Below are 15,749 nucleotides of genomic sequence, written 5' to 3' on the forward strand. Positions count from 1 at the left end.
AATGGTGACCATGATCAAGGGTTTTTCAGTTGGCCTGAGAGGTTAGCCCAAATTGCACAGGCCAGTGGACCAGCGTCAGGTAACTGAACTGATGATGGTAAGAATGTATGCCGGCTTGTATGCCTGTTTCTGCCAAGCCGCGATCTAGGGTGCGACCGGCACCGGGATGCTGGGTAACAGTCAAGAGGCAGATTACTCACCGACCGCTTCACGTCTGACCGGGGGGTCCTTTTCCCTTGAGCCTGCTCAGAATCTCTCTTAACCTCAAGATTCTGAGCGCAATCCGTGTGATACGGATTGCGCTCATTTCGTGGCGCGAGCCCTCAGGCACAGCGCCTGTTATCTCACTTGACGAGGCCGATGGACTTCAAGACCTTCCGGGCACGCGTCTGCTCGGCGGTGAGGAAGGTGTCGAATTTCTCGCCACTCAGGTACATATCTACCCATTTCCTCTGTCGCAGCGTGTCCTTCCAGGCTTTACTGGCATGGAGCTTGTCAAAGGTGGCAATAAGCTGCTTCCGGCGCTCGGGGCTGATGCCAGGAGCCGCGACGACGCCTCGCCAGTTCAACATTTCCACGTTTAGCCCCTGCTCGCGGAACGTTGGCGCGATGATGCCGGGAATGCGCCGTTTGCTGGAAATCCCCAACAGACGCAGTTTGCCTGAATTAATATGCTCAGCCATTTCATTGTAGCCGTTGACGCCCGCGGCCACCTGGTTGCCCAGCAGCGCAGTGAGTGACTCGCCTCCACCGGAGTAAGCCACATAGTTCATATTGGCGGGGTCGATGCCAGCAGCTTCAGCCAGCAGTCCGGTCAGCATGTGGTCCGTGCCTCCCGCACTGCCACCAGCGATGGCAAGTCTGGGGTTGGCCTTCCAGGCAGCGACAAACTGCCTGAGGTTCTTATAGGGACTGGCTGCAGGGACCACGAGCACCTCATATTCCCCGGTCAGCCGTGCAATAGGCGTGACGGTTTCCAGCGTGGCTTTGCTTTTATTTGTCTCGATTGCGCCGACCATGATCAGCCCCATGGCCATCAGGAGGTTGTTGTCACCCTGGGCGTTGTTGAACTGCGCGAGACCAATGGTGCCGCCCGCACCGGATACGTTGAAGACCTGCACGCTTTGGGCAAGTTTCGTGTCGTGAAGGGCAGACTGAATGGCCCGAGAGGTCTGATCCCATCCGCCGCCGGGGCTGGCAGGCGCCATGATCCGGAGACCAGTCAGGGGCTGTGCAGAAGCGGAAAGGGGGAGAAGGAGAAGAGCGGCGGCGAGAAGGGAAAATCTGGTCATGTGATGCTCCTATGAGGCGGCCGGGCCGCTCAGTTGGTTGGCGGTTGGTGTAGGGGTAGAAGATCAGGACGTGAGAGCGAGGCTGGAGGCCTGCACGTACTGTGCCGAGCTTTCTCCAGCGAGTTTTCCGAAGACGGCGCCGGACATCAGGCCGGAACCCCCGGGATAGTTCTGGTAGAAGATGCCTCCGACCATTTCACCTGCCGCGAACAGGCCAGGGATAGCCTCCTGATCTGCATTCAGCACTTCTCCCTGAGGGCTGACCCGTACGCCGCCGAAGGCGAAGGTGATGCCGCACGTAACCGGGAAGGCGTAGAAGGGACCCTGTTCAACAGCAAGCGCCCAGTTGCTTTTGGGAGGTGTGATTCCCACGGTGCCCTTGCCGTCTTTGACGGTTGGATTGTAGTCTCCGTCCTGCACAGCGGCGTTGTAGGTGCCGATGGTTTCCAGAAACTGTTTTTGATCGACGTCAAGGAGCGAGGCGAGCTCTTCCAGCGTGTCCGCCTGGTAGAAGGTGGCTTCTTCCAGGTTGTATTCCTTACGCAGCATCGGCCGGACCTGCGAGTCAAAGATCTGGTACGCGACGTGCCCAGGCTGCTTCAGGATTTCGCGCCCGTATTTCGCATAGGTGTAGTTACGGAAATCAGCGCCTTCATCCACAAAGCGGAGCCCTGATTTGTTGATCAGGAGACCAAGAGGGTAGGAATGCTTCTTGTAGATGTCGCCCGGCTTGCCGAAGTCTCCAACCTTGGGAGCGCCTGCGTCGGTGCCGATGGCGTGGCAGCCCGACCAGTCTCCGTAGCGCTGAGCTCCGACGGCCAGGGCCATGCTGATGCCGTCACCTGTGTTGAACTCCGTGCCTCTGACGATGGCAGCGTCCCACTCCTGGCCGATGTGCTCAGCGCGCAGCTCGCGGCTGGCCTCGAAACTGCCACACGCCAGAACGACGCTGCCTGCCTGTAACGTGATCTCCTGCTCCCCACGCTGCACCAGCACACCAGTCACCCGGCCCTTGTCGGTCAGAAGGCGAGTGGCTCTGGACTCGTACCACACCTCAATGCCCAGTTCCTCTGCCCGGACGTTGAGTCGTTCGATCAGGCCGACTCCCTTGCCGTCGGTTTTGACGGGCAACCCACCCCAGAAGTGATACTTTCCGTCTTTCAGAAAAGACTGGTTGTCATAGATCAGGTCAAACTTCACGCCGTGATCCCGCATCCACCGGATCGTGCTGGGTGACTGCGTGACGATCTGTCGGGCGAGTTCAGGATCACTCTGGTTCCCAGTCACCCGCATCAGGTCACCCAGATAGTCCGCTTCGGAGTAGGACGGCATGACGATCTGCTCAGCTTCCTCATCGCTGATGCGAGGAATCACGTCCCGGATATCGTTGAGGTCGTTGTACGCAAACCGGATGGCCCCATCGGTGAAGTACGAGTTTCCGCCACGCTTTCCATGTGGGCCGCGTTCAAGCACCAGAACGCGCATACCACGCTCACGGGCGGAAAGCGCGGCGCACAGGGCGGCGTTTCCAGCACCTACCACGACGGTGTCAAAAGTGTGTTGGTCAGAGGGTGAATCAGAGTTGAGGTGCATCTGTGCTCCTGAAGAGACCAGTCTCCTGGCCAAAATAATGGGATGCTGGAAGTATACTTCTGTATACAAAGAAGTACAATAGGGACACCCGGAGGAGTGTCGGAAGCACAAACACTCTCCTGGCAGCTAAGATCAAACCAGGGACCTTTTATGGCATTGCCTCCTTTTCAGATCGACACCTCTATCTCACTTGCAGCAGGGCTCTACGAAGCGCTGCGAGGTGCCATCTTGCGAGGAGAATTGAAAGCGGGTGAAAAGCTTACGGAAGTCTCTCTGGCCGAGCATGTGCAAATCAGCCGCACGCCCGTACGTGAGGCGCTCCGTCACCTGCAGCTTGATGGCCTGCTGGAATCGGCCGGGCGCAGTCTGATCGTGGCTCCCGTCAATCTCGACGCCATGATGGAAATGTGCGTAGTGCGTGAAACCCTCGAAGGCCTTGCAGCGCGGCTCGCGGCCTCTTACCGTGGTGAAGCTGATTTGCTGGCGCTTGCTGACCTGCAGGAAACGATGTGCGCCGCCTCTGCTGTCAATGATGTTGCAGCTGTGGTACGTGCCAACCACAGATTTCATGCCACGATCTGGCATGCATCCCGCAACCGCTATCTTGCCCGGCAGCTCCAGGACTTGCGCCAGGCCATTGAACGCCTGCAGACAAGTACGCTTAACTCCTCACAACGCCGGGCTGAAGCTGAACAGGAGCATGAAGAGATCCTCGCGGCGCTGCAAGCAGGAGATATGGAATGGGCAGAGCGCGCAACGCGGCAGCACTTCCGGAACGCTGAATTACTCAGATTACGCCTGCTCCGCCTGAAGGCAGACACGAGCTTCTGAGGTACGGATCGGCGCTTTGCGATGCATGTAGGCCCTGGTCAAGCAGTGCATCCAAGAAGGCCAGGAGCCTGGTGACCTCCCCCGGGAGCCCGACGCCAGTTGGCTCGCCGAACGGCTGCTTGACCCCTGGCAGGGCGTGCTCATGCGCATGAACACCACGCGCTTGCGGGTCTCGCTGCACAATGTCCTGACGTTGTATTTCGATCACTTTCTCAAGCCTTGACCCAGCCCGCACCTGGCCGCACGCCTGACGTGTTCCGCACCTGGCGCATGCGCGGCCTCGATGTAACAGTTCACGTCCTGGGTGTATGGCGGCTGGATGCAGGCGGCTATCACCCATGCTGGACGTCCTTCATACCTACCGGTGGGAAATTGAATGATCGTTCTCTGCTCTGAAGTCACGCGGGCTGAATCTGGGAGCCGCGCACATGACCGCAGTGGGCTGAATCTCCAGGCTGTTCGGGTTGCTCTGCATCGCACGGGCCTGGATGGTATGGGTGAGCAATGACACGCAGGGAACCGCCCCACCGACTCTCGACAAACGGGGTCGCACGGCGCGAAGCCGGGCGAGGCTCGGATGGACCCAGCTCGGTCAGGCCGCGCGGTGGGCTCAGGACGCCTTCTGGACGCACCTTGAGCTCCTTCATACTCCTTTGCCCGCGCCAGCTACGCAACAATCTCGAAGAGTCAGCTGCTGAGGTCCACGGCATAAGGTGTCAGAAAATTCTAGAAGGACCCTCAAGCAGAAGCATTTTTGCGCTGCTTCCGACATCCAGTCAGGGTAGGCCCCGAACGGACGCCAGAGGGATTGCCCGAGGCTTCTGCGGTGCGGCAGGCATAAGCGTGATCCAGTGTGGCTTCAGGAGCTCCCCGTGTTCAGGTTGAACGCTATGCTGGCCAAATGCCCGAATCATTCGGGGCGTCCACCGCGCCCTCCTCCCTGGCGGAGCGCCTGCAGGACGTGACCGAAGCGCTTGCCGCCGCGACCACGCCCGCTGCCGTCTTCAAGATCGTACTCCAGCCCGCTCTGGTGGCGCTGGACGCCGTTGCGGGAGCGGTTCTGCTTGTCAGCGACGCGGGCGACCGCCTGGAGATCGCCGCGACCCAGGGCCGCGAGGACGGAGCGCAGACCATCTGGCAGGACGGCCCGCTGGACGACACGGTCCCTGCCGGGGACGCCCTGAAGCAGCACACGCCGCTTTTCTTCGAACATCAAGGCGAGCTGACGGCCGTCTACCCCGACCTTGAGGAACGCGCCGGAACCACTGCCCCAGTGGCCAGCGCTGTGCTGCCGATGTTCCTTGACGGGCAGCCCCTGGGCGCGATCGTGCTGGACTTCAAGGAACCGCACCACTTCACCCCTGCAGAACGGCGCTTTCTGCGCACGCTGGCTGCTCAGTGCGCCGTTGCGCTGGGCCGCGCCCGCCTGTCGGGCGCCCTGCACCGGCAGGTGGAAGCCCGCACCCGTGAGCTCGAAGAATCCCGCGCCCGCGCGGAGGTCCTGGCCACTCTCGGCGACGCCCTCCAGCGCGCCCACTCCCCGGAAGACGTGGCGGTTCAGGCCCTGGAGCCCCTCGGTCATACCCTCGGAGCAAGCAGTGTCATGGTCGTGCAGTTAGAGCGCGGCCGCCTGCATGTGCCGACCATCTGGGGTGAAACTCTTCCCGCGATGGCGGCTCTGCGGACCAGCGGCACCCCGCTGAAGGAGGCCGCCCTGCTGGACAGGTGCGCCCGCACGAAGAAGGCTGGGTACTACGCGGATTACGACGCGGCGGGGGGCGTGCTCACCGGGTTGGCGACATTGGCCTTCGCGGTGGAGCCCATCCACGCTTCCGGGGATGATCTGGTTGGATTTCTTTGCGCGTGGCGCCTCCCGCGGACTGAACCCTGGCCAGCGGGTGACCGCGACCTGCTGCGCCGCTCTGCGGGCACTCTCGGTGTGGCCCTTGAACGCGCGGTCACCACCCAGGCCCTGCAGGAGCGAACGGAGGCGCTCGACGCCTTCGTGGCCTTCACTGAACGGGTGGCGGGCGAGACGGACGTCCGTGCTCTGATTGAGCACGCGGCTGACGTGCTGCGGGCCACCCTGGGCGACCTGGGCGTGGGGTATTACGAACCTGAGGATGGGCGGTGGAAGGCGCGGGCCTGGTCAAACGGCATTCCCCGCGAATTTGTGGCCCGGATGCAGGCGGGGTTCGAGTTCAGCACGCCCCGGTTCGCGCACGCCATCCGTGACCAGCAACCACACTTTATGCAGGAATGGAATTCGGCCAGCGAGGACCTTCCTGGGGCGCGCCGCACGGGGGCCATGGCCACCTACCCGTACTTTCAGCACGGCCGGCCTACGGGCGTGCTCTCGGCAGGATCAATGCAGACGTTGGGATGGTCGGAGCGTGAGCAGGCGATCATCCGGGCGGTGGGCCGCAGTCTGGGTCTGGCGATGGAGGGCACCCGCAGCGCAGCCGAGCTGCGGCGGGCGTCGCGCTTCAATGAGCTGGTGCTTAACAGCCTCGGGGAGGGCGTCACCACGATAGACGCCCAGGGCCGCTCCACGCTGGCGAATCCAGCGGCCCTGAAGATGCTGGGATACACGGCCGAGGACTTCATGGGGCGCCCCCAGCATGCTCTGATTCACCACTCGTACCCGGATGGGTCGCCCTTTCCCAGAGAAGCCTGCGAAATCTATGCCGCCTTTGTAGACGGGCAGGTGCACCGCGCGAATGACGAGGTGTTCTGGCGCAAGGACGGGTCGTCCTTTCCGGTGGAGTACACCAGCACGCCCATCCTGAACGAGAGCGGGGAGATTGAAGGCTCGGTGCTGGTGTTCCGGGACGTCACCGAACGCCAACGGGCCGAGGCCACGCTGCGGCAGGCGAACGATGAACTCCGCCGGTCTAACGCGGAGCTCGAGCAGTTCGCGTACGTCGCGTCTCACGATCTGCAGGAGCCCCTGCGGACGGTGACCAGCTTCTCACAGCTGCTGGCGAAGAAGTACGCCGGGCAGACTGATGCGCGGGGACAGATGTACGTCCGGCTGATCACTGAGGGCACCCAGCGCATGACGCAGCTTCTGCAGGATCTGCTTGCGTTTTCCCGGGTGGCAAAAGGCGCCGCGGACCCTGTGCGCGTGAACACCGGCGTGATCCTCGCGCAGGTCAGCCAGGATCTCGCTGCGCAGATTCAGCATACGGGCGCCCAGCTGCACATCGGAGAGGTTCCGGACGTCCTGGGCGACGCTTCCCAGTTGCGCCAGCTGTTCCAGAACCTGATCGGCAACGCCCTGAAGTTCAGTCACCCGGAGCGGGGGCCCGTGGTGTGGGTGGGCGCTGAGTGCGATGGCGGCCTCGTGCGCTTCCGCGTGCAGGACAATGGCGTCGGCATCGCGCCGGAGTATTTCGAGCGCATCTTCACGATCTTCCAGCGCTTGCACACCCGCGAGCAGTACGAGGGGAGCGGCATCGGCCTGTCCATCGCCCGGAAGATCGTGGAACGGCATGGAGGGCGGATATGGCTGGAGAGCACGCCGGCCCTCGGCACGACCTTTTATTTCACCCTGCCGGCAGTGGAGGGCGGCGCATGAGGTCGGTGACGCGGGTCCTGGTGGTGGAGGATCATTTCCCGGACGCCGTGCTGCTGGAGGAATGGCTGGAGCTGGCAGAGGTTCAGTGGGAGGTGGTGCACGTGGTGACTTTTGCGGAGGCCACCTCGCGCTGGCCGGACGGCCGCTTCGATGCCCTGTTGCTGGACCTCGACATTCCGGATGGCTTTGGGCTGGACCTGGTGGAACGCGGACTGGCGCTGGCCGGTGCCGTACCTGTGGTGGTGCTAAGTGGACGGGCCGATGAGGCGGTGGCGGCTGGGGCAGTGGGTCTGGGCGCGCGGGCCTACGTGGTGAAGGGACCGGCATCTGTGCACGAACTCCGGGCCGCCCTGGAGGGGCAGCGGGATTGATGTGGTTCAGGCAGCCACACATCGGCGTGCGCTCAGGTGGGTTGGAAACGCCCCGATGGCCCCGACTCTCTTTGGGCCTGCAGCTGATGGGCGTAGGCGAGGCAGGCGCGAACATCAAGTTCGTCGAGGCTGGGCCGGAGCTCAAAAAGCTCTTCCAGGGTGCGGCAGCGCCGCGCGATCCTGAGCACGTCCGGGACGGCCACGCCCTTGCCGCGGACCCGCGGTCGCCGCTCGCTGCCGCGCAGTTCGATGCGTGCCATTAGTTCCAGGGTTGGCGTGAGGTCCAAATGGATCAGCAGGCGTCCCAGCGTCAGGGTAAGCGGAGGGGTGAGCGTGGGTGCCGATGTGATGCGGGGGGTTCGCTCCAGGGTGGGCAGGCGCGCCCGGCGGGGAGAAAAAGCAAGGGTAACGTCGTTCAAGGAGGACCTTTCCAGGAAGCGTGAAGGTTGGACTGAGGCTTGATGCGGAAGTTAGCACGTAAAAATGCTGACTGTCCTTGCGGGAGGGTCCGTGCAAAGTGCGGCACTGTCGCTCAGGAACACCTCGGTTCCAGGACACTTATGTTCCGTCTGTGCTGCTACCCTCGCCCTGGGCAGCCGGCTGCGTGCCTGAAGCTGGGACCGGTGGGCGGAGGCACACGGCGCATGGGCCTCACTCCACAAGACGCTGCGCTGACTGAAGGACTGTGGCAATTCGTGCGGGAAGCGTCTTCATTACGCCTGGTCGGAGAGATTCTGCCGTTGACCGTTTCTGCCCTGTCAGTGTTCCTGCCAGCCTACCAGCTCACACAGTCCACGCCAGCGGGTCAGGAACCCCTGTACAGGGGCGGACCGCAGCCACACACAGTGTTCCGGCCAAGGACCAAGGTCCGGCGGTCTGTCTGGAGGATGTCGGCTGCTGCGCCCAGGTCATGAACCACGAGGCTCAGGGTGTTTCGCAGGCTCGGGTACGACAAGGACACGAATTCCTTCTGAACAGTGCCATTCAGCGGGTGGGCGTGTGGCGTGCGGCGCGGCGGCCCAGGCTGCTTTTCAGGCGGCGGGCCACCGCCTGCACGCAGGCTCGGCAGGTCAATGGGCCTGTCACCTGAGGCGCCTCGGCGTAGACCTGAGGCCCGCGGCCACAGAGAGCCTGACCGTCGGAAAGCCGTACGAGATGGGTGGCGCCGCCAGGGGCCAGCTGGAAAGCGTGCGGCTCACTCAGGTGGTGGCGCGCGGCGATTTCAGCGCACGCCTGGTCGAACGGCAGCGCGGCCAGGTCGGTGTGCGTAGGCGTGGCACGGGCGCGCAGCGCAGCGGAAGAGCGGGGTGCAGCCATGCTCAGGAGAGTAGCGCGGCTCTGAGGCGGAGGGTGGTGGGTCAAGTGACGCCTTGCCGAAGCAGTCCGCCATGCAGGTGAATAACCGGCCGGGTAACCCTGGGGCCATCACCAGGCGAATTCATCCTCCAGCGCGTCGCTGCCGTGGAACCGCGTTCAGTTGTCCGCTGTGAGGACAATGGACTGTGCCATCAACAAGGCGCCCATCCATGGTGGCAATAAAGTTCACGTGTCATCCGCTGCCCCTGTCGGGGCGGGGCCAACGATTCGCCTACCTTGTAGCGGGAGGACCAGAGCGTGACCAGCACACTCGCCGTGACAAGGAGCAGGAAGGCTGAGGAGCGCAGCCAGGCGCTGCTTTTGTAGATCGGGAGTTTCAACGGGCGCTCTCTGACCTTCCCGGCAACGAAAAGCTGGGGAAGGCTATAGCCGCAGCTCATCAGCGCCGGAATCAGGCCCACCAGAGTGTTAGAGGCGCCGAGTTGGCTGGCAAGCGGGGCAAGTACGATACCTGAATTCAGGCAGGTGTCACCAATGGACCCGAACCAGCCGTTGATGACGCCAAGACGGTAATTGCGGTTCCGCATATCCTGGAGAAAAGCGCGGGAGGAGCGCAGCGCGCGGGGGAGGTGAAGCACCAGTCACCGTCCTTCTGAATCCAAGGCAGAGAGGAGTGCAGGAAAGCTCCAATTATTTTAGATTTTTAAGCAAAGACACTGTACCTGCTTCCCGAGCACTGCGAAGCGCGTATCGCGCTGCTGCCAGTCATGCCACGCTGCCTTCGTGTGAGGTAATCGTAAGTCAGGGACCCGCACACTGCAGGCACCTCAATCAGAAGAACAGTTCCCGTGAAGCGATTGCTCACCACAGTCATTCTGCTCGCCGTGACAGCCTCCGCCCAGGAGGGACCCGCCGTCAGTTCAAGTCTGCTTCGCGTGCCGCTCTCCACAGGTGCCGTCCGCGTGGCTGACGCTGCAGCCGCCCGTGAGTTTGGACAGGTCCTCAATGGGCTTGCCAGGAACCAGAACAGCGGATGCCAGACCAGTGAGTTTCTGGTGTGGGATGACGTGGACCGCGCCGAGGAGATCAGCACCCACCTCGCCACCCAGTTCAACACCGCGGCGAGGTTAACCGTTGTTGATGAAATCCATCCAGAAGGCCCTGTTTCGGTGCGGGCTACGTCACTTCCACCCTCATTTCAGCAGGTCGCCCGGCAGGCAGTCGAGAACGCGGTATATCGCGTCCTGGGTACTGAAGCGGATGGCCCGTGCCTTGCCTGTTTTCAGCGTACTGACCGAGCGAAGTCCCAGTGCTGGAGCACAAGGGTTAGAAAAGTGGTCCATCCGACTCTGATTCACGCCTGGCCAGCCAGAACGCCAGGAGGAGCAGCAGCCCGCTCAGGATGGCAATCACCACGAAGAGGCCGTGTGGGGAAACCTCGAAGATTGCCCCTGCCAGGGCCGCCGCCGGGATGGCGCACAGCAAGGTCAGGGTCTGAACCGCGGAATACAGGTCGGCCGTACCTTCTCTGGGCAGCCGGCTGAACAGCGCGGCGTCACGGTAGGTCTGTGTCAGAAACGTGGCCCCCCCCAGCAACCCGACCACGGCCAGCATGACGGCCACATTGCCCGCGGGAACGAACAGCAGGAGAGCCGCGCCCAGCAACCCCAGGACGCGCGTGACGACCAGCGTGCGGCCCAGCGGCAACCTGGAGAGCTGAGGGAGGCCCACCCAGTACAGAAGCACAGTCACGAAGGCACCGACGAAGGGAACGAAAGAGAGCGTCTGGGCACTGAACTGTAGAGTTTCTTGCAGGAACAGGATCTGAAACAGACTGAGCTGCTCAATAAAAACAGTCAGCAGGTAAAAGGCAGTCATGCCCATCAGGCCGGGATGTCCCCGCATGCCTGCCACCATCGCCATGGTGTGACAGATGCTCTGGCCGACTCCCAGGGCCCGGTGCTGCGCCATGGCTGCCACACCGCTTTGCGTTTCCTGGGTGATGGCGTTGCGCCACAGGAACATGACGGTCATGCCGACGCCACCGGCAATGTAGTAGGCCCGCATGGTCGCGGTCACACCGTGCTGCGCGATGATCAGACCCACAAGCGGAGTCAGCAGACCACAGACCGTGACAATGAGGTTGATGATGCCGAACACCCGGGCCCGCTGCCGCTCTTCGACGTCCTCGATCAGCAGCAGACTCCAGGACAGCGCCACGATCCGTCCGACAGCACTCAGCGCCGCAGCCACAGCGAACGCGGCGAAGCTGTTCGCCGTGGCCCAGACGAACATGGGAATGGTCCACGAGATCAGGTCGCCGATCAGGGTCGTGCGTTTGCGTCCCAGGCGATTGGTCACCGGCGCGGCCACCGCCTGAAACAGGAAGGAGAGGGCCAGCGTGACCGAGCCGAGCAGCCCGATCTCGGTGCTGGAGAGGCCCACGCTCCGCATGTAGAGGGGCGCGTAATAGATGACGACGGTGCCGAAAATAGCCCACAGTGGCTCCATCAGTATCGCGTTGCGGGCGTTCCTGGGCAGGCCCGCGAGGGCTCTGAGCTGCACGCCCCGGGACTTGTATTCCAGCTCGTGGGGACTCATGCCTGGTCGCTGTTCTCGCAATCGGTCGTTTTTGTACAGGAAGCTGCGTGCCTGAGACGGTTCACTGTGGCAGTGGAGCCGACAACCATCTCGGACTCCCAGCTGGTGGGAAGATTTCCGAGCGACCCATCCGCACTTTCAGGGTTGTCGGACAGAAAAGCGCGGCTGCCGAAGGAATACCAGTCGGACGCAGGGGGAGGAGGAACTGTTGGCATGTATCTCCAGGATCATATGAAGGAAGCTGAGGGTGCCGGGCATTCAGGCTCAGAGCGGGTATAAACCAATGGCTGGGGCGCTGTCCATCTTTGCAAGGAGCTAAAAATGGCTGATGGAGAGCCCCGCCAGACATGGTGAAAGGGAAACAGGCCATCATGGCCCGTAGGCTCAGCGGCAGTCCGGTGAAAAGCAGCGGCAAGGATTGGGTATGCTTGCGAAGCGCCGAACTTCCTACATGCGGCATTGTGGTCTTCGGCTGCACCGTGACCGGGGACGCCGTAGCCTCGGCACGCACCATTGTTCAATTCCCCGGACATGTTTTCGAGCGTTGCACCGTACGCCTTGCAGGACACGCCGTTTAATACATGACGCGTGGGCAGTCGAGCGGTTTTCACCGGTGATCGGTCCCCAGGACCCGATAGTGCAGTTGTTTGAGGACACAGGACTCCATCGGCGCTTCACCTTCCAGGGCGTGCATGGTGCATGCACTTAGTAGGACTTTGTCACTTCCGATCAAGACCTGTGTGCGTGCCGAGGCTTGGAATGCGTACGCTAAGCAGGTGGGCCAAGAGGAACTGTTTAAAAGACTCAGAGCGGGAGGCGTGCCAGCCCCATTGATTCCCAAACTGCCGGATGATCGGGAAATTGATGCGCTAGAGGTTCTGTTGGAGACTCGTCTTCCACCGTCGTACCGCGCCTATTTACTGACTCTCTCCGATGTTCTGGCTGGTGCCTACTGGCCGTTGGTAATTCATCACGAGTTGACTGGCGGACGACTGCTCGACCAGACGCGTGATCTCCGGGCTATTGGCCTTCCTCAATTTCTTGTGCCATTTGAGACGAGTCAGGATGGAGACGCCTTCTGCTTCGACACGCGCTCTGCTGGACCAGAGTATGCGGTGGTGCGGTGGGTGCACGATGACGGCTCATTTGACACCTACCGCTGGCCTAGCTTCATTGCTTGGGTTCAAGACGAGTGGCTCCCCACTGTGGAGGATCAAAAATAGAAATAACATAGTCCTAACTTCAATAGACAAAGAATCAAGTGAAATAGGAGCACTCATATGAAAGTTCCCTTGGATTCCATTCCAGTTCATGTGCTCCTCAACTTGATAGAAGCCTGCATGGGCTGCATCGTGGGCGAGCACCAGGCAATTGTCATCTCATACGATGAGGTTGGTCCGCATGTGGAACTTGTCGGGTACTTATCATCCTCGACGGAAACTGCTCTTGAGCAGCATCAAGAGATTGCAGACGAGCTTGAAGTCCGATTGAATTATTCCGGCATCGCTGTCCGTAGTCAGGTAGTTATTAATCATCAAGGTGTGTTGAAGTTATCAGAAAGCGACAGGGTCTTTTTCCTTCGATACGGGTTCGAAATCCTCACCTTCAGTCCCGGAAGTGGTGTCGATCCCACCTGAACCACCTCACCGCAATGCGGACATCGCCCAAACCAAATTTGTTCCAACGCCCGGCTGGTGGTACGTCTGAGTTCCGGTAGGGTTGGAATCTCGGCAGCAACAGAACATTGTTGCTGTCGAAGGGTCTGCAAAAACATCATGGTCAGCAGTACCAGCACGATGTGGTGTTCAAGGCCTAGGAGTGACCGACCCTCGAAGTGGTCCAGGCCGAGTTCTTCCTTGCTTTGCAGGTGCAGAACCTCGCAGGCCCACCTGGCTTTGATGTCGCGAACCACCTGAGCCATGGATGTAGATGGTGCGTGATTGGTCACGTAGTACTTGATCTCACCTCCCCGCCGTTTCTCTCCCACCACCCAGACTGCTTCGCCTGGAAGATGCAACCCCCGCTTGTTCGGAAGGCCATCGGCAATCCGGCCACGGACCACCAGCCAGCGGGAACTCTTCGCTCCTTTGACCGTATGCCAGCGGTACGGAGGAATCTCATGGAGCACGTCCTTGACAGGACGTGCGATTTCGCTTGGGATCGGGTGTTTCCCGGGCCGTCCTCCAGTCTTCTGTGGCGGATCGCGCAGCGTCACGTCCAAGCTGAAGACCTTCTGGATCCCCACAATGCCCACCGCCCAAGTCAAGCCACGCTGGGACAGCGCTTGCCGGAAGTCCTTGTTGATGCCATAGCCCGCATCGGCCAGGACTACCCGAAACGTCACACCGGCGTCCAGCGCCCGGTCGAGCTCTTCCATGGCAATTTCACCCTTGGATCTGTAGTGCTGGCGTACCACTGGTACGCCAGCACCCTGACATCGTTCCGGATTCCCTGCCCACGACCCGGGCAGGAAGAGCCGCATACTCAAAGGGGCGAACAGGGAGCCATCCGACAGGGTGAGGGTAACCAGCGATTGGCAGTTGGCGATCTTGCCCAACGCTCCGCAGTACTGGTATGCAACCCCTACGCTTGCGTCTCCGCTTTTGGGCAATGCCGTGTCGTCAATGATCAACACGGCATTTTTACCCCCACAAAGTCGTTGAGCCTGCCGTTTCAGTCGGATCTCGATCTGCTCTGCGTCCCAATGGCTGACGTTCACGAAGTGGTGCAGACGCTGGTACGGCATGCCGACATGTTCAGCGATTGGTTGAGTGCTCTTGCGCTCCAGAGGGGCCAGCAGTCCGCGAACATAGCGGGGCAGGCATACCCGCTGTTTGGCATTGTCCAGGGTCTCCAGGTAGGGGGAGAGAAAGCCTCGGAAGGCACGCTGCCAGTTGTGTGGGACCGTCATGTCTCCAGCATCTTCCACCTGGGAAACCAGCGCCTACACGCATTCCAAGAGTGACAAAGTCGTGTTAGCAGGTGTATGACAAACGCACTGGCGCTTTCATCTGGGTTTCGCTTAGTAATTGAAAGCCTTCACTGTCAATGTAGAGGGGCATGACGTCATGTCTTACATGAGCTTCATACGCGGAACCTGTCCGGGTTTTCGCAGCCTGCTCATCTAAGCCGAGCGGAGAATGTGGTTCAAGAACGATTGAAGATATTGGGCGCTTGATGGCATGCTTGTCTACCTATCGTCAAGCGCTCAGCTTCAATATTGTTTGCGCCATTCACGAAGCTACGTCTTTCATGACACGGTCGTAGCCCATAACTGGACAATTCGCCCGTATTTAAAATCTCTGGCATCAAGCTAGTCGTGGTTGAATGTGGCCGTGCACCCCCCGTCTACAGTAACGATGGAGCCTGTCATAAACGAGCTCTCACCAGACGCGAGGAATATGACAGCCCTTGAGATTTCATCAGCGTGGGCCTGTCGGCCGAGAGGTTGGCGCGCTGCATTCGCTTCCCGGCGGTCGTGCGCTGCCTGTGCTTCCTCAGGCGGAAGGCTGGCACGGCGCCCTCCCATGTCGGTGTCTACGTAGCCTGGGCACACGGCATTGACGCGCACTCCACGCTGGCCGTAATCAACGGCCAGCTGCCGCGTGAGGTTCACGACTCCGCCTTTGGAAGCGCAGTAGGCAGGTGCATTGGGGGCTCCGATCAGACCGTAGGTCGACGCAACATTCACGATGACGCCCGAACCACTTTGCATGAGGTGCGGCAGAGCGTACCGGGCACAGAGAAAGGGACCGCGCAGGTTCACGGCCATGATGCGGTCCCAGGTTTCGAGGTCGAGCTCATGGGCGGGTGCGTTGTCACCGCCAATTCCAGCATTGTTGACAAGGATGTCAAGCTGTCCGAAGCGGTGAATGGCCGCCTCCATGAGATCGCGAACTTGAACATCACTGGCGACGTCACACGGAAAAAAAGTGGCCTCGCCGTTCGCTGCGGTGATGGCAGCCAGGGTCTGTTCTGCGCCCTCGGGGTGCACGTCAGCTATAACGACCTGTGCGCCTTCGGCAGCGGCTGCGAGAGCAATAGCGCGACCAATTCCACTGGATCCTCCAGTGACGAGCAGAACACGATCAGAGAGGCGTCCGACCGCACGGTCGTGCTCAGGTTTTTTCATGTCGCCTACTGTACACGGCACAAAGCAAATCA

General features: G+C 61.1%; 13 protein-coding genes and 1 pseudogene. 5 read left to right on the forward strand and 9 right to left on the reverse strand.

The genetic code is table 11. The annotated features are described in order from the left end of the window. Nucleotides 1-344: 344 nt before the first annotated feature. Both DEIDE_RS16370 and tcuA read right to left on the reverse strand, forming a co-directional pair. Nucleotides 345-1,292: a Bug family tripartite tricarboxylate transporter substrate binding protein gene (locus tag DEIDE_RS16370; protein WP_012694844.1), complete on the reverse strand. Its 948-nt coding sequence runs from the start codon at nucleotides 1,290-1,292 to the stop codon at nucleotides 345-347. 63 nt (nucleotides 1,293-1,355) lie between these two features. Further along, entirely contained in the window at nucleotides 1,356-2,885 is a 1,530-nt protein-coding gene (tcuA, locus tag DEIDE_RS16375) for an FAD-dependent tricarballylate dehydrogenase TcuA (RefSeq protein WP_012694845.1), read from the reverse strand. A 96-nt stretch (nucleotides 2,886-2,981) separates the two neighbouring features. Here tcuA and DEIDE_RS16380 point away from each other — a divergent pair, with 96 nt between their 5' ends. The 4 genes and pseudogenes from DEIDE_RS16380 to DEIDE_RS16390 all read left to right on the forward strand — a co-directional run bounded on the left by DEIDE_RS16380 (nucleotide 2,982) and on the right by DEIDE_RS16390 (nucleotide 7,667). Continuing rightward, nucleotides 2,982-3,716, forward strand: a complete 735-nt coding sequence (locus DEIDE_RS16380; protein ID WP_242403029.1) for a GntR family transcriptional regulator — start codon at nucleotides 2,982-2,984, stop codon at nucleotides 3,714-3,716. Between the two features lie 298 nt (nucleotides 3,717-4,014). Beyond that, a pseudogene (locus tag DEIDE_RS19700) lies at nucleotides 4,015-4,414 on the forward strand (hypothetical protein); the annotation flags it as partial. Between the two features lie 203 nt (nucleotides 4,415-4,617). Continuing rightward, entirely contained in the window at nucleotides 4,618-7,296 is a 2,679-nt protein-coding gene (locus tag DEIDE_RS16385; RefSeq protein ID WP_041228013.1) for a GAF domain-containing protein, read from the forward strand. After that, on the forward strand, nucleotides 7,293-7,667 hold the full coding sequence (locus DEIDE_RS16390; RefSeq protein WP_012694849.1) for a response regulator: 375 nt from the start codon (nucleotides 7,293-7,295) through the stop codon (nucleotides 7,665-7,667). The genes DEIDE_RS16385 and DEIDE_RS16390 overlap by 4 nt, the downstream gene beginning before the upstream one ends. 32 nt (nucleotides 7,668-7,699) lie before the next feature. On the opposite strand, the gene DEIDE_RS18780 is transcribed toward DEIDE_RS16390, so the two are convergent. From DEIDE_RS18780 to DEIDE_RS16410, 5 genes are all read right to left on the reverse strand, one after another. Then, on the reverse strand, nucleotides 7,700-8,086 hold the full coding sequence (locus tag DEIDE_RS18780; RefSeq protein WP_083764313.1) for a DUF433 domain-containing protein: 387 nt from the start codon (nucleotides 8,084-8,086) through the stop codon (nucleotides 7,700-7,702). 565 nt (nucleotides 8,087-8,651) lie between these two features. After that, nucleotides 8,652-8,984, reverse strand: a complete 333-nt coding sequence (locus DEIDE_RS19295; protein WP_041228015.1) for a hypothetical protein — start codon at nucleotides 8,982-8,984, stop codon at nucleotides 8,652-8,654. A gap of 191 nt (nucleotides 8,985-9,175) precedes the next feature. Further along, nucleotides 9,176-9,571, reverse strand: coding sequence for a hypothetical protein (locus DEIDE_RS16405; protein ID WP_012694854.1), 396 nt, complete (start codon nucleotides 9,569-9,571; stop codon nucleotides 9,176-9,178). A gap of 606 nt (nucleotides 9,572-10,177) precedes the next feature. Next, entirely contained in the window at nucleotides 10,178-10,327 is a 150-nt protein-coding gene (locus DEIDE_RS19300) for a helix-turn-helix domain-containing protein (RefSeq protein WP_162485730.1), read from the reverse strand. Continuing rightward, a complete protein-coding gene (locus DEIDE_RS16410) occupies nucleotides 10,311-11,585 on the reverse strand; it encodes an MFS transporter (protein ID WP_012694856.1) in 1,275 nt (424 codons plus the stop codon). The genes DEIDE_RS19300 and DEIDE_RS16410 overlap by 17 nt, the downstream gene beginning before the upstream one ends. A gap of 776 nt (nucleotides 11,586-12,361) precedes the next feature. Here DEIDE_RS16410 and DEIDE_RS16415 point away from each other — a divergent pair. Continuing rightward, nucleotides 12,362-12,808 carry an SMI1/KNR4 family protein gene (locus DEIDE_RS16415; RefSeq protein ID WP_012694858.1) on the forward strand — a complete coding sequence of 149 codons (447 nt, stop codon included), beginning with the start codon at nucleotides 12,362-12,364 and terminating at the stop codon, nucleotides 12,806-12,808. Between the two features lie 311 nt (nucleotides 12,809-13,119). On the opposite strand, the gene DEIDE_RS16420 is transcribed toward DEIDE_RS16415, so the two are convergent. Both DEIDE_RS16420 and DEIDE_RS16425 read right to left on the reverse strand, forming a co-directional pair. Continuing rightward, nucleotides 13,120-14,496 carry an IS701-like element ISDds6 family transposase gene (locus DEIDE_RS16420; protein WP_012694859.1) on the reverse strand — a complete coding sequence of 459 codons (1,377 nt, stop codon included), beginning with the start codon at nucleotides 14,494-14,496 and terminating at the stop codon, nucleotides 13,120-13,122. A 402-nt stretch (nucleotides 14,497-14,898) separates the two neighbouring features. After that, a complete protein-coding gene (locus tag DEIDE_RS16425) occupies nucleotides 14,899-15,717 on the reverse strand; it encodes an SDR family NAD(P)-dependent oxidoreductase (RefSeq protein WP_041228019.1) in 819 nt (272 codons plus the stop codon). Nucleotides 15,718-15,749: the final 32 nt, after the last annotated feature.

This window comes from Deinococcus deserti VCD115 (genome assembly GCF_000020685.1).
GTDB classification, from domain to species: Bacteria; Deinococcota; Deinococci; order Deinococcales; family Deinococcaceae; genus Deinococcus; species Deinococcus deserti.

Coding starts and splice junctions, on each gene's coding strand:
- DEIDE_RS16385 (WP_041228013.1), top strand. CDS start 4,618: ATGCCCGAATCATTCGGGGCGTCCACCGCGCCCTCCTCCCTGGCGGAG.
- DEIDE_RS16390 (WP_012694849.1), top strand. CDS start 7,293: ATGAGGTCGGTGACGCGGGTCCTGGTGGTGGAGGATCATTTCCCGGAC.
- DEIDE_RS16420 (WP_012694859.1), bottom strand. CDS start 14,496: ATGACGGTCCCACACAACTGGCAGCGTGCCTTCCGAGGCTTTCTCTCC.
- DEIDE_RS16370 (WP_012694844.1), bottom strand. CDS start 1,292: ATGACCAGATTTTCCCTTCTCGCCGCCGCTCTTCTCCTTCTCCCCCTT.
- tcuA (WP_012694845.1), bottom strand. CDS start 2,885: ATGCACCTCAACTCTGATTCACCCTCTGACCAACACACTTTTGACACC.
- DEIDE_RS16425 (WP_041228019.1), bottom strand. CDS start 15,717: ATGAAAAAACCTGAGCACGACCGTGCGGTCGGACGCCTCTCTGATCGT.
- DEIDE_RS16410 (WP_012694856.1), bottom strand. CDS start 11,585: ATGAGTCCCCACGAGCTGGAATACAAGTCCCGGGGCGTGCAGCTCAGA.
- DEIDE_RS19300 (WP_162485730.1), bottom strand. CDS start 10,327: ATGGACCACTTTTCTAACCCTTGTGCTCCAGCACTGGGACTTCGCTCG.
- DEIDE_RS19295 (WP_041228015.1), bottom strand. CDS start 8,984: ATGGCTGCACCCCGCTCTTCCGCTGCGCTGCGCGCCCGTGCCACGCCT.
- DEIDE_RS16405 (WP_012694854.1), bottom strand. CDS start 9,571: ATGCGGAACCGCAATTACCGTCTTGGCGTCATCAACGGCTGGTTCGGG.